Source organism: Photorhabdus aballayi (assembly GCF_026153155.1).
GTDB lineage: Bacteria > Pseudomonadota > Gammaproteobacteria > Enterobacterales > Enterobacteriaceae > Photorhabdus > Photorhabdus luminescens.
The window spans coordinates 1-21,490 of sequence record NZ_JAPFCD010000071.1 but is presented as its reverse complement, the minus strand read 5'-3'; the positions used below and the strand labels follow the sequence as shown (position 1 = coordinate 21,490).

Genomic DNA, 21,490 nt, shown 5'->3' with positions numbered 1-21,490 from the left:
CAATGTACATTATGAATGTACCCCACGGACTCCCATCCGAAAAATAGGGTAGAGTTAGGTTAAATAAGGATAGGGAATTGTGGGTTGTCATCTGCCAAGTGAAATAATGTGATTTTTCACTTGGCATTTATATTTGTGAGACTGTTTGTTACTTTATTGGTAATATATATTCACGCGGTTTTTATCTTATTTCCTCCAGAGGGGAATACCGAGATTCTATTATGACTTCTACTTGAAATTCACGTGAGTTATTACCATAATTACCCGTTGTGTCATTGAATAAAAGTATTAATTCGCCATCTACAGGAACTGTTTTATGAAGTACTCCATTGCCAACTTTAAACTTCTTGTTGGCGATCTTAGCGACCAGCGTGGCTATTGATGGAGGTTGTGGATTATTAGGTACAGGGCCATCAGGTGATGCCCATTCTGTATCACCAAAACCATATTTCACCCATCCATGTCCAACAACAGAGATTGTATCTCCTTGTTTGAGAATAAGCCCTGTGGGCTGACCATTTACAGCAGTAGCTGGAACACTTCCTGACCAATCAGACATACTATTACCTCTGAAATTATGTTTTATAAAAATAGTTTTTTTAAAGATGTTTAACTGAAAGAAAATTTATATTTTCCTGACAGTAGAAACAACTATAAATATCATATGCCGTGGCCTGATTTAATGAAAATAATAATTTTATATCGATGGTTTATTTAATATAACAATTGCTTTTTTACTTTTGTTTTTTTATAGAATGTTAATTTCATGTTGGAATGATAAATTTATGGTTATTTTTGGCTTTAAATGATTCTAATGAATCATTAGAATAAAAGAGAATGATTCTATTTTTAATCTTCTAATCTAATTATGTTAGGAAACCAGAATTGCCATTAATTCTCATTCCACGCGGAAATTGTGTAAAATGGTTATAATAAATTATTGATAGATAATATTTCTTGCATGGAGTAGTTACTTATTACTACAAAGTGGACGTTTCACACATCAGATTGTTGTTGATTTATAAAAAAGGTATACAGGACGATCTGAGTGAATCAGAGAAGAAAATCCTGAGAGATTTAAATGAGAGGTGGTAAAAATGGATAGTAAATTGTTTGCTAGATTGACTGAAAGCATGACGCAAATGAATGAGCTCATTAACGGTGAACGAACGGTGAACGTGCGCCATCTCGTGAATTCATGGAGGTTATTGAAAGAGTGGTTGTGTTGGCGCCATTAAATTTCAATTATTACAAATCGAGAGTATCATTCGAGGTTTGAAACGGCGGCAAGCCATTAAAACTCTTAGGCTGTTTGGGGCCAAGGGAAGTGACCAATCTATAGCATCTTAACTGGGATAATATGACACATTTTTCTTCTATTGTTGAATTACAGGATTTAGTGGCTGATCTGGCAATATTTGAGCAAAAATTGGCGCGATTCAAACAGCGGCTTAATTTGAATGTTGAGCAATATCAAGCTGATCATATCTCCCTACGTTGCCACGATATATCTGTAGCGGAGCGCTGGCGTAAAGGTTTTTCGCAATGTGGTAATTTGATGTCAGAAAGTCTCATTAATGGACGTCCAATCTGCTTGTTTGATTTAGAACACCCAATCGCGGTGCTTAATTGGCAAATTGATTGTGTTGAATTGCCTTATCCTGGCAAGAAAACTTACTTGCATCAGGGATGGGAACATGTGGAACTGGTGCTGCCCGTAGCGCCTGAGATCTTATCAACAGCAGCAAAAGCATTATTACCGCAACCTTTGCCGGCAGGTTTTTCTGTCAAAGAGAGTCAACCGAAAGGGGAACAGGAGCGGTTGCCTAATCCCACCTTAGCTATCACAGATAGTGAGATCACCGTCAAGTTTCACCCATTTACATTGCGTGAAATTGTTAAAAGTGAATGCTTGGTTACATGAATTAAAGTGATATCGTTATGTGAGGCTGGCAAGAAATTCTAGTGCCTGCGGGTGGCGATCCACCATTTTAATCAGTAACACAGCTTGTTTATTCGGTTTAGCTCGTCCCTGCTCCCAGTTCTGGTATGTCGTCTCACCAGTATGCAGGTACTGGGCAAAAACAGCCTGAGAAATATTCAGTTTACTCCGGATGGATTTCAATTCATCCGGATTGATGGAGATATCATTTTTTAACCTCCTCTTATGAGTTTTCAATGTGAGTTTGCCTTCATTAGCTTCTTCCCAAGCTTTCATTCCTTCATTGAGTTCTGCAAATAGATCACGGTTCATTTATGCTCCTTTTTTTCTCATTTCTAACATCTTACGCAAGGATTCGCATTGTTCTTTAGTTAAGTCTGACATTTCATCTTTATCGTAGATAGTGAAAAGCATGAATTGCGATTTAGATACCCACCAATAGTAAATCACCCGAATACCGCCCCGTTTTCCCTTTTTCCTTCGGGAATCGGTAAAACGCACTTTACGTAACCCACCAGTATGTTGGATTACGTCACCCGCTGCTGGATTTTCCAGCAACATATTTTGGAAGGTTCGAAACTCCTCATCGCTCAGGTAGTTATGACGATAACGTTCAAAAGGTGGTAGTTCAATAAAAACAGCTTCCATCACTTATCCATCTATCCCCAACTTGAGTATAATATACACCCAAGTTGGGGATAGTTAAACTGAGTCAGCTTAAAAGGGAAAAAAGCGGTTGCCTAATCCCACCTTAGCTATCACAGATAGTGAGATCATCGTCAAGTTTCACCCATTTACATTGCGTGAAATTGTTAAAAATGAGCACTAGTCAGCAAAATTGACTTTTTCGTCTTTGTGATCCAGATAAAAGTTCTGACCTTGTGATTTCCTACAAATCATCGGCAATAATTAGGTGTCATAGTTAGTGAGTTGAATTACTGAATCGCTTAGATTCATTGATTGCTCGTTAATGACTGGGTGTCCAAGGAACTTCTGATGACAAAGTTAGAAATTTGTTGTTTTAGCGTAGGTTGCGCATTAATCGCACAACAAGCGGGTGCTGACCGAATAGAGTTATGCGCCAGTCCGGCGGAAGGGGGATTAACACCGAGTTTTGGTACATTGAAGCAGGCTATTGAGCAATTAACTATTCCTGTACATCCCATTGTACGTCCAAGAGGTGGTGATTTTTGCTACGGTCACTCAGATTTTGAGGTGATGAAAAATGATGTTGCTCAGATCCGTGATATGGGATTTGTGGGCGTCGTTTTTGGTGTGTTAGATGAAGAAGGGCATATTGATTTGCCCCGTATGCAACAATTGATGGCGCTGTCTGGCGATATGGCCGTCACTTTTCACCGTGCATTTGATATGTGTTTCAATCCTTATGTGGCTCTGGATCAACTCACTCAACTGGGTGTTAAACGAATTTTGACTTCCGGCCAGCAACAGAATGCTGAATTGGGACTGCCCTTATTGAAAGAACTGCATCAAGCCAGTCAGGGGCCAATTATTATGGCCGGTGCGGGTGTTCGTATGAGTAATATTCATAAATTTATCGATATCGGGTTAACGGAAGTTCACAGTTCGGCAAGCCGGATTATGCCTTCTACCATGACCTACCGTAAAGCGGGAGTGACGATGAGCGCGGACAATGAAGTGGATGAGTTTTCACATTATTGTGTTGATGGTGGTGTGGTAGAGGTAATGAAAGGGATGCTGAGTCTGACTTTGTTTGAATAAAATCTATACCCGTTATCTTTCAAGTTGCCTCTTTGTTGGCTGTACTCACTCACCCCGGTCACATAGTTATTTATGCTCCCGGGGATTCGCTCCCTTGCCGTCGCGATGCATCTTGAAATCCATAGGGTATATTATGAACTGGCCCAGAGTTGGGCCAGTTTGCAAAATCAGGGCTTACGGGCGATAAGTACCGCCCGCAGAGGGGCGGGATAACCCTCAATGGTCTTACTGCTATCAGTAGGATCAAGAAAATCAGATAACGATTCAGTTTTCATCCAGGTTGTACGACGTTGTTCTTCTGTGGTTGTTACCGCTTGATCGGCAATTTTCACATCGACAAAACCGCACTTCTCTAGCCAGATTTTCAACATTTTTGCCGAAGGAATGAAGTAGACGTTGCGCATTTGAGCATAACGTTCACCGGGGATTAAACAGGTATGTTCATCTCCTTCAACAACCAGACTTTCCAAGACCAGCTCACCATCGGACACCAGTTGGTTTTTCAATTGCCAAAGATGGTCAAGAGGAGAGCGGCGGTGATAGAGGACTCCCATCGAAAAGACCGTATCGAAAGCGGCCAGAGCCGGTAATTGTTCAATGCCCAGAGGTAAAAGATGGGCGCGTTGATCATTACCAAGTAACTTTCTGACAGCTTCAAATTGGCAGAGGAAGAGTTGAGTTGGATCGATACCAACGGCAAGTTCAGCCCCTTCACCTACCATCCGCCACAAGTGATAGCCGCTGCCGCAACCAACATCAAGAATTGTCCGGCCGGCTAGTGGGGAAATATGAGGTAATACTCGATCCCATTTCCAGTCTGAACGCCATTCAGTATCAATATTGACACCATAAAGAGAGAATGGGCCTTTACGCCACGGCATGAATACCTGCAATATATTGGTAATACAGACTTTTTCACCTGCGGATAGGGGGGGATTACGTTCTGCGATCACGCCATTTTTCAGATCTAATTGGGTTGGTGAAATTATGGGCAGGTTTTCTAGGGTTTTTACCCATGATTTAAAACTGCCGTGCAGGGCCGCTTTTTGCCATTCATGCAGTTGAGCAGGAAGGCAATTAAGCCAATGCTGGAGGTTATTGTTTGCAATAAGTTGATAAAAATTACCGAAATCGATCATTTGTCGGCTCCTTTTATCGCGAGTAGCGAACCAAAGTTGAAACATTGAAACCAGACTTCAACATGGTTAAAACCGGATTGATGGAGACGAGATTTATGTGCTTCCACAGAATCGGTCAACATCACATTTTCAAGCATGCTGCGTTTCTGGCTGATTTCCAGTTCGCTATATCCATTAGCACGCTTAAAATCGTGGTGCATATTAAACAGCAACTCACCAATTTGTTGATCTTCAAAGCTGAATTTCTCTGATAAAACTAAAACGCCGCCGGGACGCAATCCTTGATAAATCCGGTTTAGTAAACCTTGTCTATCTTGCGGGTTGAGGAATTGTAAAGTGAAATTCAGTATGACCATCGAAGCGTGTTGAATATCGATATCAAGAATATCGGCTTCAATGACTTCAACCGGTGTCTGTGCCCGGAAAGCGTTAATATGGCGACGACAGCGTTCTACCATTGCCGGGGAATTATCAACGGCGATAATTTTGCAGTTTTCAGCGGCAATATTGCGGCGTATTGCCAGAGTTGATGCGCCTAGAGAACAACCCAGGTCATAAATTTGACTGTTTGATGTCACGAAACGACCGGCCAGCATACCAATCATAGAAACAATATTTGAATAACCTGGCACGGAGCGTTGGATCATATCAGGGAAAACTTCGGCTACCCGTTCATCGAAATGCCAGTCTCCCAGATTGGCAATGGGCGTGGCAAACAGGCTATCCCTTTGATGGTGAGGATCTTGATTTGACATAACAGCATTAATTATCAGAAAAAATAGAAGGTGGCATTCTAACAGATGTAAAGCTTGACCTTGAACCAATTTTCTTTGTGTTTAAAAGTAGTGAATAATGGAAGTATTTGAGGAATTTGGGTGTTGCACACAAATCATATCATGGCGCGATCAATTCTTGATTTCATGAGTCAATCAGCGTTAGGGGAGCTTTGGGTTTTATATAAACAAGTAAAGATGCATTGAAAAGCACTTTTAAATGACCTATTGTTTGCTTACGTAAAAGAGTGAGGTGGCGTATGGCATATCAAATCTTAACAAACTTAGCGGCAAGTATTACCGATTTGAAACGTAATCCAATGGGGACATATTTGCAGGGGGAAGGTGAGGCGGTTGCAATCCTGAATCGGAATGAACCTGCGTTTTATTGTGTGCCTCCTGAATTATTCTCCTACTATCAGGAGTTAGCAGAGGATGCCGCACTAAACAAAATTGCAGATGAACGTTTAGAAAATGCTGAATTTGTTAGTGTGAACCTAGATGATCTATAGTCTGCAATTTGAAAAGCGGGCCTTAAAAGAGTGGAAGAGGTTAGGTTATCCAATTAAGGAGCAGCTAAAGAAAAAATTGGCTGAACGCTTAGAAAACCCTCATGTGCCGTCAGCAAGATTAAGTGGGCGAGCGAACCGATACAAAATTAAATTGAGGTCTTCTGGCTACCGCTTATTTTATGAAGTGAATGACAATAAGATTATCTTGCTGGTAATTGCTATTGGTAAACGGGCCGGAGATGCGGTTTATACTCTCGCCAATGAGAGGTAAAAAAACAACACTTGTTCGCTTTGCATATCAACGTTGGAAAGTCTTCCTTACATGGGAAACAGCTATGGTTAGAATAATAGGCAGCCAGGTTTGCTGCCTATTATTTTAGTGCCAGTGCTATTTGTTTCGTTAGTAGAGAGAAAATATCTGTTCCCAAGGCAGGTAGTAAATATTCGTCATCACCATTAATACGATTGAAAGATAAGTCGCTACCATGCCTGAACGCCGCCGGCGGAGCTCACGGTGGTGCAGGCCATAATAATGCAAGATTCTGCCGGTGAGCAGAATCAAACCACAGACATGTATCATCCAGACATTTGAGCCGTTCATCTCCATCATGACCAGCAATAACATAGAGATGGGAATATATTCCACAGCATTACCGTGGATGCGGATCGCTGTTTGTAGTTCGTAAAAACCACCATCTCCATATGAGACACGATATTGCGTCCTTAACTTAACCACATCAAAAGACAGCTTAATCAATAATAGTGCGCCCAACACAACATAAAGCGAGCTAACCATTTTTAACTCCATTGCCTAACCGAAATTGGCCAATTAAGTTATGATAAACCGCAAAAATAAAACTGTCGCTATAAATAGATGGGAATTGAAAACAAATTGCCTGATTATCAGACATCAAGCAATGGTATAGCATCGGGATATTGCCTGCCCTTATCTCTGAGTAGAATTTCTATTATAATGACGACCTTTTTTCCGCAGCAACAGCACAACAGCCGAGTAAAAGGATATTGTATGCGTACTGATTATTGTGGGCAGTTGAATCTGACCCATGAAGGCCAGAAGGTGACTCTTTGTGGTTGGGTAAACCGCCGCCGTGATCTGGGTGGCTTGATTTTTATTGATATGCGTGATCGTGAAGGGATAGTTCAGGTATTTTTTGACCCGGATCAGCAAGCCGCATTTTCTCTGGCTGCTGAACTGCGTAATGAATTCTGTATTCAAATCACCGGTACTGTACGCGCCCGTCCTGACAGCCAAATCAACAAAGATATGGCTACCGGTGAAATAGAGGTTTTTGCGGAAAGTTTAAATATCATCAACCGTTCCGAACCTCTGCCTTTGGATAGCAACCAGACGAACAGTGAAGAGCAGCGTCTGAAATATCGCTATATTGATCTGCGCCGGCCTGAAATGGCAAATCGCCTAAAAACACGCGCTAAAATTACCAGTTTTGTTCGTCGTTTCATGGATAATCAGGGTTTCCTAGATATTGAAACGCCAATGTTGACTAAGGCAACCCCCGAAGGCGCCCGTGATTATTTGGTGCCAAGTCGTGTTCATAAAGGCAAATTTTATGCCTTGCCTCAATCCCCGCAGTTATTTAAACAATTGCTGATGATGTCCGGTTTTGACCGTTATTATCAAATTGTTAAATGTTTCCGTGATGAAGACTTACGTGCAGATCGCCAGCCGGAATTCACCCAGATCGACGTGGAAACTTCCTTTATGACTGCCGAGCAGGTAAGGGAAATGATGGAAATGATGATCCGCGAATTGTGGCTTGAAATTGAAGGTGTTGATCTGGGGCATTTCCCGGTGATGACGTTTGCTGAAGTGATGCGTCGTTTCGGCTCCGATAAGCCTGATCTGCGTAACCCATTGGAGTTGGTGGATGTTGCTGATCTGGTTAAAGATGTGGAATTTAGTGTTTTTGCTGAACCGGCGAATGACAGTAAAGGCCGCGTAGCCGTAATTCGGGTACCCGGTGGTGCTGAACTTAGCCGTAAGCAGATTGATGAATATGGCAAATTTGTTGGGATTTATGGCGCAAAAGGGCTGGCGTGGATAAAAGTCAATGCACGTGCTGCCGGTCTGGAAGGGGTTCAAAGTCCGATAGCCAAATTTCTGAATGCAGAAGTGATTGAAAGCCTGCTTTCTCGTACTGATGCACAGGATGGCGATATTTTGTTCTTCGGTGCTGGCAGTGTAAAAGTGGTCACTGATGCCTTGGGAGCGTTGCGTCTGAAATTAGGGCGCGATCTGAACCTGACAAAATTAGATAGCTGGCGGCCACTGTGGGTTATCGACTTCCCAATGTTCGAAGATGATGGGGAAGGTGGTCTGACCGCCATGCACCATCCATTTACTTCACCGTGTAATATGTCAGCGGAGGAATTGGAACAAGATCCAGTTTCGGCCATTGCCAATGCTTACGATATGGTGATTAACGGCTACGAAGTGGGTGGCGGCTCGGTGCGTATTCACCGTAATGAAATGCAACAGGCGGTGTTCCGTATTCTGGGTATTGATGAGCAGGAGCAGCAGGAGAAATTTGGCTTCTTGCTGGATGCATTGAAATTTGGTACGCCGCCCCATGCAGGTTTGGCATTTGGTCTTGACCGTCTGGTGATGTTGTTGACAGGGACGGATAACATCCGTGATGTTATCGCATTCCCTAAAACCACCGCGGCCGCTTGTTTAATGACGGAAGCGCCAAGTTATGCCAATTCGTCGGCACTTGAAGAGTTATCAATCTCTGTTGTTGCTAGAAAAGAGAGTGAATAATGGTTTATAAGCGCCCTGAGTCTGTGCTGGTGGTTATTTATGCGTTTTCCAGCCGACGGGTGCTGATGTTACAGCGGCGGGACGATCCTGGCTTTTGGCAGTCGGTGACTGGCAGCCTTGATGGAGACGAAACGCCGCGTGAGACAGCATTGCGCGAAGTGCAAGAAGAAGTTGGTATTGATATCATAGGTGAAAATCTTGAATTGATAGATTGCCGACGTTCTCTCTATTTTGAGATTTTTACCCACTTGCGCCATCGCTATGCTCCAGGAGTCACCCGTAATAAAGAGTACTGGTTCTGTCTGGCATTGCCTGAAGAGCGAGAATGCCTGTTGACTGAACATCAGGCTTACCAGTGGCTGGATGCGAATAAAGCAGTCAAGCTCACTAAGTCGTGGAGCAATCGGCAGGCGATTGAAGAATTTGTTATTGAATAAGTTTATTAGACGTTTTATCGGAGAACCTTATGGCAGGTCATAGTAAATGGGCCAACACCAAGCACCGCAAAGCTGCGCAGGATGCGAAACGCGGTAAGATTTTCACCAAAATTATCCGGGAGCTGGTAACGGCAGCCCGTCTGGGTGGTGGAGATCCGGCATCTAACCCACGTCTGCGTGCCGCGATTGATAAGGCACTGTCCAACAACATGACCCGCGATACGTTGAACCGCGCTATCGCCCGTGGTGTCGGCAACGATGACGCGGATAACATGGAAACCATCATTTATGAAGGTTATGGTCCGGGGGGAACGGCGGTGATGGTTGAGTGCCTGAGCGACAACCGTAATCGTACTGTTTCTGACGTTCGTCATGCTTTCACTAAAACCGGTGGTAATCTGGGCACTGATGGCTCGGTTGCTTATTTATTCACCAAGAAAGGGGTGATTTCTTACGCGCCAGGACTGGATGAAGATGTGGTTATGGAAGCGGCGTTGGAAGCCGGTGCTGATGATGTAGAAATCTATGATGATGGCGCGATTGATGTTTACACTACACCAGAAACCTTTGGTGACGTGAAAGATGCATTAGATGCAGCGGGTTTTGTGGCTGAATCAGCAGAAGTTTCGATGATCCCTTCCACTAAAGCGGAATTGGATGCGGAAACCGCACCTAAATTATTGCGCTTGATTGATATGTTGGAAGATTCAGACGATGTACAAGAGGTTTACCATAACGGTGAAATCTCTGATGAAGTTGCTGCTTTGCTGTAATTTCAATTGGGTTGTACAGCGTAGAGAAAGTGGGCTGTGGCGCAGCTCACTTTCTCTAACGTTTTTGTCTCCTTTATTAAAGGTGATAATCAAAGGCGAATAAACAGAATATGGCGATTATCTTAGGTATCGACCCAGGTTCCCGCGTCACTGGCTATGGTGTGATCCGTCAGCAGGGGCGTCATTTGAGCTACCTTGGTAGTGGTTGTATCCGAACGAAAGTTGATGATCTGCCTAGCCGGTTACAGCGTATATATGCGGGTATCCTTGAAATTATTATGCAATTTCAACCAGATGCTTTTGCCATCGAGCAGGTCTTTATGGCAAAAAACGCCGATTCAGCGCTGAAATTAGGGCAAGCGCGGGGAGTGGCGATTCTTGCCGCCGTCAATCAATCGGTACCGGTTTTTGAATATGCTGCTCGGCAGGTGAAACAAACGGTTGTCGGAACCGGGGCGGCTGAAAAAAGTCAGGTTCAGCACATGGTACGCTCGGTGCTGAAATTGTCTGCTAACCCGCAATCGGATGCGGCAGATGCATTGGCTATTGCGATAACCCATTGTCACTTTAATCAGAATCTTTTGCGGGTTGGCGATCCCAGATTAATCTTGGCGCGTGGACGTTTAAGATAACGGCTGGATATGCATCCAGCTTTTTTTATGTTATAACCATAAGCAGAACAATCAGTTTTATTTTTAGGGGGTAAACGAGTGATAGGGCGTCTCAGAGGAATTGTGTTGGAAAAACAACCACCCTTGGTTTTACTGGAAACGAATGGCGTTGGTTATGAAATCCATATGCCAATGACCTGTTTTTATGAATTGCCTGATGCCGGACAGGAAGCTGTTCTGTTTACTCACTTTGTTGTGCGTGAAGATGCGCAATTACTTTATGGTTTTAATGATAAGCAGGAACGGGCGCTATTCCGTGAATTAATTAAAGTGAATGGCGTAGGGCCTAAATTGGCGTTGGCTATTCTTTCGGGCATGTCTGCGCAGCAATTTGTTTCTGCTATTGAACAAGAGGCGATCGCTTCTTTGATTAAACTACCGGGTGTGGGTAAGAAAACCGCTGAACGGCTGGTGGTTGAAATGAAAGATCGCTTTAAAGGGCTTAATGGCGATCTCTTCAATCAGAGCAGTGATATTAATTTGCCGGCAACGGCCAAACAGACAACTTCTGACGCTGATAGCGAAGCAGAAGCCGCTGCGGCATTAGTTTCTCTGGGTTACAAGCCACAAGAGGCTAGCCGCATGGTAAGTAAAGTCGCTAAACCGGGTGCTGATTGTGAAACACTTATCCGCGAAGCACTTCGCGCCGCTCTTTAAGTTACAGGGGTAAGCCATGATTGAAGCTGACCGTCTGGTTTCTGCGGAAGTTTTGCAAGACGATGAAGCGATTGACCGCGCAATCAGACCTAAATTGTTATCTGAATATGTTGGGCAGCCGCAAGTCTGTGAGCAGATGGAGATTTTTATTCAGGCAGCCAGACAGCGTGGTGATGCTCTTGACCATCTGCTGATTTTTGGTCCGCCGGGATTGGGGAAAACAACGCTGGCGAATATTGTTGCCAATGAGATGGGGGTCAATCTTCGCACAACTTCTGGCCCGGTTTTAGAAAAGGCGGGCGATCTGGCGGCAATGTTGACCAATCTTGAACCGCATGATGTGTTGTTTATCGATGAAATTCACCGCTTGTCGCCGGTGGTGGAAGAAATTCTCTATCCAGCAATGGAAGATTATCAACTGGATATTATGATTGGCGAGGGGCCGGCAGCCCGTTCGATCAAAATTGATTTGCCTCCTTTTACTCTGATTGGGGCTACTACTCGTGCAGGTTCTTTGACTTCTCCGCTGCGTGATCGGTTCGGTATCGTGCAGCGCCTTGAATTTTATAATGTGGACGATTTGCAAAGTATCGTCTCCCGCAGTGCCCGTTTTATGGGGGTAGAGATTACTGACGATGGCGCCCGGCAGGTCGCCATGCGTTCACGTGGAACGCCGAGGATTACGAACCGTTTACTACGCCGGGTGCGTGATTTTGCTCAAGTGAAGGGGAATGGCGCGATTGATGGCGATATTGCCGCCAGAGCGTTGGATATGTTGAGCGTAGATGCTGCCGGTTTTGATTATCTGGATCGTAAATTACTGGTTGCTATCATTGATAAATTTATGGGCGGGCCGGTTGGGGTAGATAACCTTGCCGCTGCCATTGGTGAAGAGCGGGAAACGATTGAGGATGTGCTGGAACCCTTTCTAATCCAACAGGGTTTTATTCAACGTACTTCCCGTGGACGAATTGCCACCGAACATGCTTATCGTCATTTTGGCATAGTCAGAGATCAGGAATGAGCTGTTTAATTACCTGAAAAATCGGGATGGGTACTCTTACAAGGGAAACCTATCACAAGGGGAACCTATCACAAGGGAAACCTATCCCGTTCTTCTGATAACTGGGTTATACCCACTCAGAGGATCAACTTTTTGCTTTACTGAGCAGGCTAATAATAAACATCACCGCAGCACATAACACGACAGAGGGCCCTGCTGGTGTGTCGTAAATGGCGGAGAATGCTAATCCGCCGGTAACGGCAAGCATACCAACCGCAATAGCAATACCGGCCATTTGCTCCGGTGTACGGGCGAAACGGCGAGCAGTGGCTGCCGGGATAATGAGCAGGGAGGTGATAATTAGTGCGCCGACAAACTTCATTGCCAAGCCGATTGTCAACGCTGTTACCAGCATTAACAGTACCCTTAACCGCTGTATTTTGATGCCATCCACAAAAGCCATTTCCTGACTGACGGTGATAGAGAGCAGAGCGTTCCATCGCCAGAACAGAAGTGTGGTGACAATGGCGACGCCGATGGCAATCAACCAAATATCTTCATAGGTGACTGACAACAAATCGCCAAACAAATAAGCCATCAAATCAACGCGCACATTAGACATTAAACTGACAACGACCAGCCCTAATGATAGTGCGCTGTGAGCCATAATCCCCAATAAAGTATCGATTGCCAGTTGAGGGCGTTTCTCCAGCCAAACCAGCATAATTGCTAGTATCAAAGTGACAGCGATAATCGCGTAAAAAGGGCTAATATTTAGCAATAATCCGAAAGCAACGCCCAGCAATGAAGCATGAGCCAGAGTATCGCCAAAATAGGACATTCTGCGCCAGACAACAAATGAACCTAATGGCCCGGCAGCAATAGACAATAACACGCCAGCCAACCAACCGGGGAATAATAATTCAATCATGAGCGGCATTCCCTGTTATTTTCCAAGACAATTTTCCCTTTCATATCATGGTGGTGATCGTGTTGATGGTGATATATTGCTAATTGTTCAGCGCCATGATGACCAAACATAGCGATAAATTCAGGGTGAGTTGAAACAACTTCAGGTGTGCCGGAGCAGCAAATATGTTGATTAAGACATAAAACTTCGTCTGTTTTCGCCATAACCAGATGTAAATCATGGGATACCATCAATACAGCACAATGCAATTCGGTTCTAATTTGATTGATTAGATCATAAAGTGCTAATTGACCATTAACATCGACTCCTTGTGTTGGTTCATCAAGGACTAATAATTGCGGATGATTTAATAGCGCTCTGGCTAATAAAACCCGTTGGTTTTCCCCGCCGGATAATTTTTGCATGGGTTGCTCTAATAGATGAGCAGCATTCACTCGCTCAAGTGCTGGCAATATATCGGTAGATTTTACACTGGGTTTTAGCATCATAAAGCGTTTGACTGTTAATGGCAGAGTGGGGTCAAGATGCAATTTCTGTGGAACATAGCCGATTCTCAATCCAGCGGTATGTTCAATTGTGCCGGATGATGGTTCGACAAGCCCCAAAACAACACGAACTAAAGTTGATTTACCGGCACCATTGGGACCTAGCAAAGTCAGAATATTCCTTCGTTGTAAACGAAGAGAGATATTGTTTAATACCTGACGATTGTCGAAGGTAACAGCAACATTTTTTAAAGTGATGAGTGTTGGCATGCTAAATATATCTTGCGTGAACATTGAGATGTTATAATATAACAATTCTTGTTTCTGTCCACGAGATATTTACATTATGTTACACAAATCATATAAACTAGCGCACAAGTTTCTCTGTAAGGTCGCGATTACTGCTGTTTTCATGTCAGGAACGATACAATCGGCTAATGCTGATGTTGTGACATCAATTCGTCCGTTAGGTTTTATTGCGGCGGCAATAACTGATGGTGTAACTAATACGCAGGTACTGTTACCTGATGGGGCATCGCCGCATGATTATGCGTTGAAACCGTCCGATCTTAAGAGAATTAACCAGGCAGATTTAGTTGTATGGGTTGGACCTGAGATGGAAATCTTTTTGTCTAAACCGTTAGCCAAAGTTTCACAAAATAAACAGCTAGTTTTAGCACAATTGCCAACGATTAAGCCATTATTGCTGAGAAATGATGAAGATTTATCCGAACCGGATCAGCATAAACATGAAGAAGGTCATGAACATCATTCTCATGGTGAATATAATATGCACATCTGGTTATCACCAGAAATAGCAAAACAGGTTGCACAGGGGATTCATGACCAATTATTGGCGCGCTATCCGCATAAAAAAACGGCACTGGACGTAAACCTACGTAAATTCAATGTCCAACTTGCGCAAACTGACAAAAATATTGCTAATATTCTTAAGCTGGTACGTGGTAAGGGGTATTTCGTTTTTCACGATGCTTATGGCTATTTTGAGCGACATTATGGCCTGACTCCATTAGGGCATTTTACGATTAATCCTGAAATACAACCTGGCGCACAAAAATTACATCATATACGAACACAATTGGTTGAGCAGAAAGCAATTTGTATTTTTGCTGAGCCACAATTCAGGCCGACCGTTATTAATGCTGTGGCTAAGGATACGGGAGTGCGTATGGGCACCTTGGACCCGTTAGGAAGCCGCATCGTATTGGATAAAGACAGCTATATGAAATTTATAACTCAGTTGTCGGAACAGTACATGGGTTGCCTGAATTAGAGTAATAAGGAATTCAATGAGTGCAACAGATAGTTAAAACTATCGTTCTGGTGTATAAGGAGTTACCGCGACCACATAAAATTATGTTGGGTTCGCTGACTGTAGCAACATTGGTTGTCACTATGTGGCAACCTATTGCTTATCATCATGAACAACAAGAAGAAACAACAGTCGGCAGCATTGCCATCAATCCTCCCGTAGATAGTGATGAGATTATTGCAGATAGCAGTGAGCAGCTACCGGATGAGGGCATTCCTGATGAAGAGACGACCTCAGAGGTTACGGTTCAAACTCCGCATGAATATATTGTCTCCGACGGTGACACTCTCAGTAATATTCTGACCCAATTTGGCATCGACTCTTCTGATGTGGCGTTACTCGCGAGTCAGCATAAAGCGTTACGGGGGCTGAACATCGGCCAGCCATTGTCATGGACAGTAAATGAAGCGGGTGACTTGCAAACGCTGACTTGGGGTGTTTCCCGCCGTGAAACGCGCATTTATACCCGTGAAGACGATTTGTTTAAAGAAACCAAAGAGTTTCAGAAAGGGGAGTGGAAGAACAGCGTCGTCGTTGGCGTTGTTGATAGTAACTTTACCAGCAGCGCCTTAAATGCCGGTTTAACCAGTAGTGAAGCACGTGAAGTCACCAAGGCGCTGCAATGGCAAATTGATTTGCGTAAATTACATGAAGGCGATCGTTTCTCTGTATTACTGTCTCGTGAAATGTTGGATGGTCACAGTGAACAGAGTCAATTACTTGGTGTTCGCCTAAATAGTGGTGGTAAAGATTATTATGCTATCCGGGCGGAAGATGGGCGTTTTTATGATCGTCAAGGTTCCGGTCTGGAGCGCGGATTTTTGCGTTTTCCAACTACCAAGCAATTTCGGGTATCTTCCCAATTTAATCCTCGGCGCGTGAATCCAGTTACCGGTCGGGTTGCGCCACACAAAGGGGTGGATTTTGCTATGCCGGTGGGAACGCCTGTTTTGGCGGTGGGTGACGGTGAGGTGATTGTCTCCAAATATAACGGAGCAGCAGGTAACTTTATCGCCATTCGTCATGGCCGCCAATATACCACGCGTTATATGCACTTGAGAAAGCTGTTGGTGAAACCAGGGCAGAAGATAAAACGGGGTGATCGTATTGCGTTGTCCGGTAGCACCGGTCGTTCTACGGGCCCACATTTGCATTATGAATTCTGGATCAATCAGCAGGCGGTAAACCCATTAACGGCGAAATTGCCGCGTTCTGGTGGTTTAAGTGGTAAAGAACGCACAGAATTTCTGGCAACGGTAAAAGAGATAACGCCTCAGCTTCTGTTAGATTGAGTGTAATTGTTCATTAGTAACAGACTTTAAAGCGGATGATTGCTATCATCCGCTGTCGTTTTATTTATGTTCAGAAAAAGGTGTGTTGATATCGTTGATATAACCCCTTGTACATATGAAATGAACAATGATCTTTTGGTTTTAAAAGAGTTAGCTCAATGTATAAAGAAACAGATACAGACAGTAAAGTGGGTTATGTGCCGACATTTCATAAATCCTACCTGCATCCTCGCTACTGGGGATTATGGCTAGGCGTTGGTGTGTTGGCTGGGCTGGCTTACTTGCCGGTTAAAGTGCGTGATCCTCTGTTGGCTAAAATAGGTTGGTTGGCGGGTAAGTTTGCGAAAGGGGCACGTCGCAGAGCAAGAATAAATTTATGTTACTGTATGCCGGAACTGACGGAGCAACAGCGCGAAGCATTGATTGATGAGATGTTTTCTACTGCACCTCAACCTTTTGTTATGTTGGCTGAACTTTGTTTACGTGGCGCAAAATCAACTTTAAGCCGGACACAGTGGCATGGTGAAGAGATTATTCTTCAACTGAAAGCGCAGGGAAAGAACGTTATTTTCATGGTGCCTCATGGTTGGGCGGTGGATATTCCTGCCATGTTACTGTCTGAGAGGGGATTGAAAGTGTCAGGCATGTTCCATCATCAGAGCAACCCGGTATCAGATTATCTGTGGAATAAAGCTCGCTGTCACTTTGGCGGTCGTTTACATTCTCGTGACGCTGGAATTAAACCGTTTATTGCTACTATTCGCCAGGGTTTCTGGGGATATTATCTACCTGATCAAGATCATGGTGAGGAACACAGTGAGTTTGTCGATTTTTTCGCAACTTATAAAGCGACATTGCCGGCTATTGGGCGATTGATGAAGGTTTGTCGTGCCGATATTGTGCCGTTGTTTCCGGTTTATAATTATCGCACCCATCAACTTGATATTTATATTCGTCCACCAATGAATGATATTGATGGCAAAGATGACGCTTTTATTGCTCGTCGAATGAATGAAGAATTGGAGCAATTGGTACGACCGAACCCGGAACAATATACCTGGATACTTAAATTACTTAAGACTCGAAAAGCGGGTGATATTGGGCCATATGGGAGAGAAGACCTGTGATTTTCGTCGCAAAGATATAAAGTCATTATCACGGTTTGAAAGTTTTTATCGTCCCCCTAATATTGGGCATATTAGGGGGGTGAAGTTTGGATAAATTTGGTTTTTATATGATTTATAGATATTTATCATGCTAATCATTTTATTCAACCCTTGTGATATTATTATTAATCAATTAGTTGAGTGAAATAGAGACGGTAAGAATTTATTTTTACCGTCGGGTCGTTGTTGGTAAGTGAAACGCGCCAGTCTTCTTATTTATCTAAATTGTCGAAAATTTGGCGCTAAAGTGTTGTAACGCTTTATTCCACTTCAAGAATACGGCAGGTGTTAGTACTGCCAATTGTCCCCATCTGATCACCCTGCGTAACCAGAACAAGGTCGCCGGAAACCAGATAACCTTTATCACGTAGACGGTTAACCGCTTCATTGGCTGCTGTTATACCATCAGTATGACTGCTGCAATAAACCGGTGTAACGCCCCGGTAAAGTGCTGTTTGGTTTAGCGTTTTCTCATGACGGGACATGGAGAATATGGGAAGACCAGAACTGATGCGAGACATGATACGAGTGGTGCGGCCTGATTCGGTCATTGCAATAATGGCTTTAACCCCATTTAGGTGGTTTGCCGCGTACATGGTAGACATCGCAATGGCTTCTTCGATACTGTCAAAAGTTGTGTCTAGCCGATGTTTTGATACGTTAAGGCCTGGCATTTTTTCTGCTCCGAGACAGACTCGCGCCATTGCGGCGACCGTTTCGGCAGGGTATTGGCCCGCTGCGGTTTCAGCGGAAAGCATCACGGCGTCAGTGCCATCAAGAACGGCGTTTGCCACATCCATCACTTCTGCGCGGGTAGGCATTGGATTGGTGATCATTGACTCCATCATCTGGGTCGCGGTAATAACTACACGATTCAGTTGGCGGGCACGGCGAATTAGTTTTTTCTGAACGCCAACCAACTCTGGATCGCCGATTTCTACGCCAAGGTCACCACGAGCAACCATGACGACATCAGAAGCCAGAATGATTTCATCAATGGTTTTATCACTGCTAACGGCTTCTGCGCGTTCAACTTTTGCCACGATCTGCGTTTCACAGCCTGCGTCTCGCGCCAGACGGCGAGCGTAATTAAGATCTTCTCCGGTGCGGGGGAAAGAGACGGCAAGGTAATCAACGCCGATTCTGGCCGCCGTAATAATATCTTCTTTATCTTTCTCAGTTAGCGCTTCCGCAGATAATCCACCACCCAGTTTGTTGATGCCTTTATTGTTAGATAGCGGGCCGCCTACAGTGACTTCAGTGAATACTCTCATTCCCTGAACTTCTAATACTTTGAGTTGAACACGCCCATCATCCAGCAACAAAATATCACCCGGTACAACATCTGTGGGTAATCCTTTGTAGTCGATACCGACTTTCTCCTTATCACCTTCGCCTTTACCAAGATTGGCATCAAGCAGAAATTTATCTCCGACATTCAGGAAAATCTTGCCCTCTTTAAACGTTGATACACGGATTTTAGGTCCTTGAAGATCGCCAAGAATAGCGACATGGCACCCGAGTCGGGCTGCAATCTCGCGGACTTTGTTGGCTCGCTGGAGATGATCTTCGGCGGTACCGTGGGAAAAGTTAAGGCGGACTACGTTTGCACCCGCAGCAATAATCTTTTCAAGATTATTATCGCGGTCGGTAGCCGGACCAAGTGTAGTAACAATCTTAGTTCTTCTGAGCCGTCTGGACATGTGTTACTCCGTTGACCTGTGAGTATTGGTATTGGTTATATAAAAATAATCAATAATCTATTAATTATCCTATAAAACGAGTAAAAAAACTCTTCGGCAATCCAACTATCAAGGCTGTTTATAGATTACTCTTGTAACTTGCCCCGTTGCAAAGTCGCAAGCGACTACCGTGGGAGCTTTTTGTGACCCGTATCAACTTATCATGATACTTTTCGCTGTAGTGCCTATTGACCGTTGTCAACTATAACCGTTGTCAACTATAAGAGGAACGACAGGGGGAACGTTTTACACAATCGCTATGCCCTAGCGAATCAGCTAACCCTTTTTTAACGGATATTTATTGCCGCATTTCTATCCTATCATGATTTGTTCCCGGTTTATCAATAATCTAATAGCCTTGGAGATTTTGATAATGAAAAGTGGTAGTGATTAGGTTTACTGGAATCTGGCAATATTTGATGGTTAGAAGAGACGAAACGTTCAGGATTAGGTACGCTGTAAAGTATATAAATGATAATTTTTCCTTGAGTAGAACGAGTTGTCACTGTCTCTTAAGTCAGATTTATGATTAAGAGACAGTTAGTTGCGTGAGGTTTGTCAGCGGTCTGGGAGATGCAGTGCCCTTATGCCTTGCGATACCATCCCATCAACTTAATATATGAATTGGTAATTGTAATCGCTGCATTGGCGCCCGCATCTCCGGTATTACCTGAAATTGTATGGTTGTGTGCTCCTATTGGTACCGTATGAGCGTGGGCTCCATTAGTGCTGGTATTGAATTTGGCATTATCCCAATCTGTAGCGTGTGACCCCTGATTGTTTCTAGAGTCGTCGTAATGACCATAACGTCCACCCGTGTATTCACCCCAACTGCTATCATGATAGTGATCTCCAGTGACATTGGTAGCTTTAGTGCCATAATCAAATGTGCTCGTTATCCCAGAAAATGTATGATTATGTGCTGGCATTTGTGCTGCCGTCAGACTTATCGAATCGTTACCGCCGGTTGATAAAAGATCGGAACCATCGGCGTTAGCTAACCGAACTGTTTTATTTTCACCAATATATTCCCAGGTAGTGCCCGGAAATAGTACATTGGGGTTTTTGTTTTGAGCGAACCAAATCACAATTCCTACAGGATATTGAGTGTTGATAATGGTTTCGATTAAGCCAAGATTTTTCACAAATGCATTTTTATCAAGAATATCGGCACCGTTTTGGTTTTTTGCTAGCCGGTTATTAGCGTTATCGTTTACATCAGCAACAAGCTTCTGCGTTGCCGCAAGGGTATTACTGTTACCTGTTTTATCTGTGAGTTGAATAACGCCTTGTTGTGTTAATGAGGCGCTTGGCACTGTTGTTGTAATTTTTTGTTCTAATGCTCTATTTAATAGTGTTGTGAGGTTGGCGATATTACCATCGTCCAAAACATCATTGCCAGATTGTGTCATGATAAAATTAGTGACGACAGAGGATATGGTTGACGATTGACGTAATACTTTGTTTAGTAAATGAGTAGTAATATTTTCTGGTGGAAATCCAGTCTTCAAATTTGGGCTTTCTTCATAGGCTTCTTGACTGACTACATTAGCATTATTACTAATGGAAAAAGCTTTGAAATCATTTTTTGGGTTCATGTTTCCTCCTAAAATTAAATAATTTTATTTTATAATTAGTGTATTAAATTATTGTAAAAATAATTTCTGGAAATCTATTTTAATGATAGTTTAGCTCGGAAAAATCATAATAAAATGTCCTTATAACTTAGGAGGTTAATTGTTTTTATATAATGGATAGAAATAAAAACATGAAATTGTATGATCAGATAAATATCTAAGCCATTTATATTCAACATCTGAAAAGATGCTGATAGCCATATTATTTTTTTTCCAGTACAGATTTACTTATTAGGCGGTCCTTATAATGTAATTAAATGCCACATTTCTTGGACGTGTTTCATTATCACCATTCATCCCAATGGATTTATTTTCCCCTAAGCTACCTCGTTCGTTTGGACCACCAGTCATACTGCCACGCATGGGGTCTGTATATTCAAGAGTGGCTTTATCGCTGTTAGTCGTATAAATACTATGATTATGTCTTTTGAACGCATCATATTGAAAACTCAAT

At 43.4% G+C, this 21,490-nt stretch carries 23 protein-coding genes and 3 pseudogenes; 15 read left to right on the top strand and 11 right to left on the bottom strand.

Annotated features, from left to right (window positions below; all coding sequences use genetic code 11):
* Positions 1-181 precede the first annotated feature (181 nt).
* Positions 182-559: a LecA/PA-IL family lectin gene (locus tag OO184_RS22440; RefSeq protein ID WP_265381081.1), complete on the bottom strand. Its 378-nt coding sequence runs from the start codon at positions 557-559 to the stop codon at positions 182-184.
* Positions 560-999: 440 nt separating this feature from the next.
* Between OO184_RS22440 and OO184_RS22435 the strand changes: the two are divergent.
* Both OO184_RS22435 and OO184_RS22430 read left to right on the top strand, forming a co-directional pair.
* Positions 1,000-1,095 (top strand): annotated as a pseudogene (locus OO184_RS22435) (type II toxin-antitoxin system RelE/ParE family toxin); the annotation flags it as partial.
* Between the two features lie 265 nt (positions 1,096-1,360).
* Positions 1,361-1,924, top strand: a complete 564-nt coding sequence (locus tag OO184_RS22430; RefSeq protein ID WP_265381080.1) for a VOC family protein — start codon at positions 1,361-1,363, stop codon at positions 1,922-1,924.
* A gap of 15 nt (positions 1,925-1,939) precedes the next feature.
* Here OO184_RS22430 and OO184_RS22425 read toward each other — a convergent pair whose 3' ends face one another.
* Both OO184_RS22425 and OO184_RS22420 read right to left on the bottom strand, forming a co-directional pair.
* Positions 1,940-2,254, bottom strand: coding sequence for a helix-turn-helix domain-containing protein (locus OO184_RS22425; RefSeq protein ID WP_265381079.1), 315 nt, complete (start codon positions 2,252-2,254; stop codon positions 1,940-1,942).
* Positions 2,255-2,590, bottom strand: coding sequence for a toxin (locus OO184_RS22420; RefSeq protein ID WP_139656849.1), 336 nt, complete (start codon positions 2,588-2,590; stop codon positions 2,255-2,257).
* 82 nt (positions 2,591-2,672) lie between these two features.
* Between OO184_RS22420 and OO184_RS22415 the strand changes: the two are divergent.
* Positions 2,673-2,771 (top strand): annotated as a pseudogene (locus OO184_RS22415) (VOC family protein); the annotation flags it as partial.
* 167 nt (positions 2,772-2,938) lie between these two features.
* Positions 2,939-3,685, top strand: a complete 747-nt coding sequence (gene cutC / locus OO184_RS22410; RefSeq protein ID WP_265381078.1) for a copper homeostasis protein CutC — start codon at positions 2,939-2,941, stop codon at positions 3,683-3,685.
* Positions 3,686-3,852: 167 nt separating this feature from the next.
* On the opposite strand, the gene cmoB is transcribed toward cutC, so the two are convergent.
* Positions 3,853-4,824: a tRNA 5-methoxyuridine(34)/uridine 5-oxyacetic acid(34) synthase CmoB gene (gene cmoB / locus OO184_RS22405; protein ID WP_265381077.1), complete on the bottom strand. Its 972-nt coding sequence runs from the start codon at positions 4,822-4,824 to the stop codon at positions 3,853-3,855.
* Positions 4,821-5,579, bottom strand: a complete 759-nt coding sequence (gene cmoA, locus OO184_RS22400; RefSeq protein ID WP_265381076.1) for a carboxy-S-adenosyl-L-methionine synthase CmoA — start codon at positions 5,577-5,579, stop codon at positions 4,821-4,823. The genes cmoB and cmoA overlap by 4 nt, the downstream gene beginning before the upstream one ends.
* 278 nt (positions 5,580-5,857) lie before the next feature.
* On the opposite strand from cmoA, the gene OO184_RS22395 reads away from it, so the two are divergent.
* A complete protein-coding gene (locus tag OO184_RS22395) occupies positions 5,858-6,109 on the top strand; it encodes a type II toxin-antitoxin system Phd/YefM family antitoxin (RefSeq protein WP_118984739.1) in 252 nt (83 codons plus the stop codon).
* A complete protein-coding gene (locus OO184_RS22390) occupies positions 6,099-6,380 on the top strand; it encodes a type II toxin-antitoxin system RelE family toxin (protein WP_265381075.1) in 282 nt (93 codons plus the stop codon). The genes OO184_RS22395 and OO184_RS22390 overlap by 11 nt, the downstream gene beginning before the upstream one ends.
* A 129-nt stretch (positions 6,381-6,509) precedes the next feature.
* On the opposite strand, the gene OO184_RS22385 is transcribed toward OO184_RS22390, so the two are convergent.
* Entirely contained in the window at positions 6,510-6,905 is a 396-nt protein-coding gene (locus OO184_RS22385; protein ID WP_265381074.1) for an MAPEG family protein, read from the bottom strand.
* A 231-nt stretch (positions 6,906-7,136) separates the two neighbouring features.
* Here OO184_RS22385 and aspS point away from each other — a divergent pair, with 231 nt between their 5' ends.
* The 6 genes from aspS to ruvB all read left to right on the top strand — a co-directional run bounded on the left by aspS (position 7,137) and on the right by ruvB (position 12,471).
* Positions 7,137-8,909 (top strand): aspartate--tRNA ligase, encoded by a 1,773-nt coding sequence (aspS, locus tag OO184_RS22380; protein ID WP_265381073.1) that lies wholly within the window; start codon positions 7,137-7,139, stop codon positions 8,907-8,909.
* Positions 8,909-9,346 (top strand): dihydroneopterin triphosphate diphosphatase, encoded by a 438-nt coding sequence (nudB, locus tag OO184_RS22375; RefSeq protein WP_265381072.1) that lies wholly within the window; start codon positions 8,909-8,911, stop codon positions 9,344-9,346. The genes aspS and nudB overlap by 1 nt, the downstream gene beginning before the upstream one ends.
* Positions 9,347-9,375: 29 nt before the next feature.
* A complete protein-coding gene (locus tag OO184_RS22370; RefSeq protein ID WP_265381071.1) occupies positions 9,376-10,119 on the top strand; it encodes a YebC/PmpR family DNA-binding transcriptional regulator in 744 nt (247 codons plus the stop codon).
* A 110-nt stretch (positions 10,120-10,229) separates the two neighbouring features.
* The gene (gene ruvC / locus OO184_RS22365; RefSeq protein ID WP_214069311.1) at positions 10,230-10,751 is read left to right on the top strand and encodes a crossover junction endodeoxyribonuclease RuvC; all 522 of its coding nucleotides are present in this window, start codon (positions 10,230-10,232) and stop codon (positions 10,749-10,751) included.
* Positions 10,752-10,829: 78 nt separating this feature from the next.
* On the top strand, positions 10,830-11,447 hold the full coding sequence (gene ruvA / locus OO184_RS22360; RefSeq protein WP_265381070.1) for a Holliday junction branch migration protein RuvA: 618 nt from the start codon (positions 10,830-10,832) through the stop codon (positions 11,445-11,447).
* A gap of 16 nt (positions 11,448-11,463) precedes the next feature.
* Positions 11,464-12,471 carry a Holliday junction branch migration DNA helicase RuvB gene (gene ruvB, locus OO184_RS22355; RefSeq protein WP_139656858.1) on the top strand — a complete coding sequence of 336 codons (1,008 nt, stop codon included), beginning with the start codon at positions 11,464-11,466 and terminating at the stop codon, positions 12,469-12,471.
* 124 nt (positions 12,472-12,595) lie between these two features.
* Here the strand turns inward: ruvB and znuB are convergent, their stop codons facing one another.
* A complete protein-coding gene (znuB, locus tag OO184_RS22350) occupies positions 12,596-13,381 on the bottom strand; it encodes a zinc ABC transporter permease subunit ZnuB (RefSeq protein WP_265381069.1) in 786 nt (261 codons plus the stop codon).
* Positions 13,378-14,136 carry a zinc ABC transporter ATP-binding protein ZnuC gene (gene znuC / locus OO184_RS22345; RefSeq protein ID WP_265381068.1) on the bottom strand — a complete coding sequence of 253 codons (759 nt, stop codon included), beginning with the start codon at positions 14,134-14,136 and terminating at the stop codon, positions 13,378-13,380. Before znuC ends, znuB begins: the two co-directional genes overlap by 4 nt.
* A 76-nt stretch (positions 14,137-14,212) precedes the next feature.
* Between znuC and znuA the strand changes: the two genes are divergently transcribed.
* The 3 genes from znuA to lpxM all read left to right on the top strand — a co-directional run bounded on the left by znuA (position 14,213) and on the right by lpxM (position 17,618).
* Positions 14,213-15,160 carry a zinc ABC transporter substrate-binding protein ZnuA gene (gene znuA, locus OO184_RS22340; RefSeq protein ID WP_265381067.1) on the top strand — a complete coding sequence of 316 codons (948 nt, stop codon included), beginning with the start codon at positions 14,213-14,215 and terminating at the stop codon, positions 15,158-15,160.
* A 20-nt stretch (positions 15,161-15,180) separates the two neighbouring features.
* The gene (gene mepM, locus OO184_RS22335; protein WP_265381066.1) at positions 15,181-16,491 is read left to right on the top strand and encodes a murein DD-endopeptidase MepM; all 1,311 of its coding nucleotides are present in this window, start codon (positions 15,181-15,183) and stop codon (positions 16,489-16,491) included.
* A gap of 158 nt (positions 16,492-16,649) precedes the next feature.
* Positions 16,650-17,618: a lauroyl-Kdo(2)-lipid IV(A) myristoyltransferase gene (lpxM, locus tag OO184_RS22330; protein ID WP_265381065.1), complete on the top strand. Its 969-nt coding sequence runs from the start codon at positions 16,650-16,652 to the stop codon at positions 17,616-17,618.
* A 299-nt stretch (positions 17,619-17,917) separates the two neighbouring features.
* On the opposite strand, the gene pyk is transcribed toward lpxM, so the two are convergent.
* From pyk to OO184_RS22315, 3 genes and pseudogenes are all read right to left on the bottom strand, one after another.
* On the bottom strand, positions 17,918-19,360 hold the full coding sequence (gene pyk / locus OO184_RS22325) for a pyruvate kinase (protein WP_265381064.1): 1,443 nt from the start codon (positions 19,358-19,360) through the stop codon (positions 17,918-17,920).
* A 623-nt stretch (positions 19,361-19,983) separates the two neighbouring features.
* Positions 19,984-20,997 carry a tail fiber protein gene (locus OO184_RS22320; protein WP_265381063.1) on the bottom strand — a complete coding sequence of 338 codons (1,014 nt, stop codon included), beginning with the start codon at positions 20,995-20,997 and terminating at the stop codon, positions 19,984-19,986.
* Positions 20,998-21,267: 270 nt separating this feature from the next.
* A pseudogene (locus tag OO184_RS22315) lies at positions 21,268-21,490 on the bottom strand (tail fiber protein); the annotation flags it as partial.

Bases quoted from the DNA above. Each gene is read 5' to 3' on its own strand.
- znuA (WP_265381067.1), top strand. From the start codon at position 14,213: ATGTTACACAAATCATATAAACTAGCGCACAAGTTTCTCTGTAAGGTC.
- OO184_RS22425 (WP_265381079.1), bottom strand. From the start codon at position 2,254: ATGAACCGTGATCTATTTGCAGAACTCAATGAAGGAATGAAAGCTTGG.
- OO184_RS22390 (WP_265381075.1), top strand. From the start codon at position 6,099: ATGATCTATAGTCTGCAATTTGAAAAGCGGGCCTTAAAAGAGTGGAAG.
- ruvB (WP_139656858.1), top strand. From the start codon at position 11,464: ATGATTGAAGCTGACCGTCTGGTTTCTGCGGAAGTTTTGCAAGACGAT.
- znuB (WP_265381069.1), bottom strand. From the start codon at position 13,381: ATGATTGAATTATTATTCCCCGGTTGGTTGGCTGGCGTGTTATTGTCT.
- pyk (WP_265381064.1), bottom strand. From the start codon at position 19,360: ATGTCCAGACGGCTCAGAAGAACTAAGATTGTTACTACACTTGGTCCG.
- nudB (WP_265381072.1), top strand. From the start codon at position 8,909: ATGGTTTATAAGCGCCCTGAGTCTGTGCTGGTGGTTATTTATGCGTTT.
- OO184_RS22440 (WP_265381081.1), bottom strand. From the start codon at position 559: ATGTCTGATTGGTCAGGAAGTGTTCCAGCTACTGCTGTAAATGGTCAG.
- aspS (WP_265381073.1), top strand. From the start codon at position 7,137: ATGCGTACTGATTATTGTGGGCAGTTGAATCTGACCCATGAAGGCCAG.
- znuC (WP_265381068.1), bottom strand. From the start codon at position 14,136: ATGCCAACACTCATCACTTTAAAAAATGTTGCTGTTACCTTCGACAAT.
- cmoA (WP_265381076.1), bottom strand. From the start codon at position 5,579: ATGTCAAATCAAGATCCTCACCATCAAAGGGATAGCCTGTTTGCCACG.
- cmoB (WP_265381077.1), bottom strand. From the start codon at position 4,824: ATGATCGATTTCGGTAATTTTTATCAACTTATTGCAAACAATAACCTC.
- lpxM (WP_265381065.1), top strand. From the start codon at position 16,650: ATGTATAAAGAAACAGATACAGACAGTAAAGTGGGTTATGTGCCGACA.
- OO184_RS22430 (WP_265381080.1), top strand. From the start codon at position 1,361: ATGACACATTTTTCTTCTATTGTTGAATTACAGGATTTAGTGGCTGAT.
- OO184_RS22385 (WP_265381074.1), bottom strand. From the start codon at position 6,905: ATGGTTAGCTCGCTTTATGTTGTGTTGGGCGCACTATTATTGATTAAG.
- OO184_RS22370 (WP_265381071.1), top strand. From the start codon at position 9,376: ATGGCAGGTCATAGTAAATGGGCCAACACCAAGCACCGCAAAGCTGCG.
- cutC (WP_265381078.1), top strand. From the start codon at position 2,939: ATGACAAAGTTAGAAATTTGTTGTTTTAGCGTAGGTTGCGCATTAATC.
- ruvC (WP_214069311.1), top strand. From the start codon at position 10,230: ATGGCGATTATCTTAGGTATCGACCCAGGTTCCCGCGTCACTGGCTAT.
- OO184_RS22395 (WP_118984739.1), top strand. From the start codon at position 5,858: ATGGCATATCAAATCTTAACAAACTTAGCGGCAAGTATTACCGATTTG.
- OO184_RS22320 (WP_265381063.1), bottom strand. From the start codon at position 20,997: ATGAACCCAAAAAATGATTTCAAAGCTTTTTCCATTAGTAATAATGCT.
- OO184_RS22420 (WP_139656849.1), bottom strand. From the start codon at position 2,590: ATGGAAGCTGTTTTTATTGAACTACCACCTTTTGAACGTTATCGTCAT.